Here is a 1,083-nt window from a genome sequence, read left to right on the forward strand (position 1 = left end):
ACGTTAGTAGCTAATACTGCATCTACTGCAGTAAGTGTTACCTATAACACTACTAGCGGCAATAAGAGTGCAAACATTACTACTGGTGCTTTAACAGTTGCCGCAGGTGCCAATACCTCAGCGATTAACTACATTGCAAAATCATCTGGGTCGGCAATTAATCCGGGTGCAATTGGTTCTAGCACAGTTGCTTTGCCTGGTTATGTGTTAATCGATAATACTTATGGATGCACTGGGACAAACTGCACTCCAGTCACGGGCTTTATTAATCCAACTACTAACAATATCGCATCATTTGCCACGGGTTCTGTTGGCATCACATTAAATAATGCAATTTATGCTGCCAATGCAATTGCTATGAATGGCTCTGCAAACGCCAATCAAGGTATCGGAATTTCTGCAGTGATCACATCGACCGGCGGAGCGGTTAGTCTGACTGGTTCAACCACGAATAGCTATGGCGTCTACAACCCATCATCCTTGATCACCGCTAATAGCATCACGGTTACCGGTACATCTTCCGCTGCTGCCACTTGGGATGTACAACTATCTGCCTTGACAATTAATAGCACGGCAATTGGAGGCAGCATTACCGTTACCGGTAACGTGATCAATACTCCAGGTGCTAACGGCGGTATTTATCAATCTGGTGCAATCACTGGCGCAAACGGCTCAAGTATCAGCTTTATCTCTAATAACAATATTAGTCAGAACGGCGCTATTAATTTACCAGCGAATACCAGCGGCACCCCGACAAACATTATCTATGATGTGACAACGGGTAATAAGACATCAACCATCTCGGCTACCGGCATATTAAGCATTGCATCTGGCTCGACCTCTGCAATTAACTATATTGAAATTGCATCTGGTGCAGCTCTAACTACCTCAGCAATTGGTAGCAGTACCATTCCTTTACCAGGCTATGTTTTATTTGACAATACTTATGGTTGTGCAGGGGCTAGTTGTAATCCAGTCAGTGGATATCTCAATAACTCTCTTACGAGCTGGGCTACTTTGGTAACAACCAGCAACGGTATTGTGGTTTCAACTGCAATCTATGCAACAAACTCCATTACGATC

General features: G+C 44.0%; 1 protein-coding gene. It reads left to right on the forward strand.

Annotated features, from left to right (window positions below):
- On the forward strand, nt 1–1,083 hold a 1,083-nt coding region (locus tag IEN92_RS08885; protein WP_216162908.1), incomplete at both ends, for a hypothetical protein.

The organism is Polynucleobacter sp. MWH-Creno-3A4 (genome assembly GCF_018881885.1).
Lineage (GTDB): Bacteria > Pseudomonadota > Gammaproteobacteria > Burkholderiales > Burkholderiaceae > Polynucleobacter.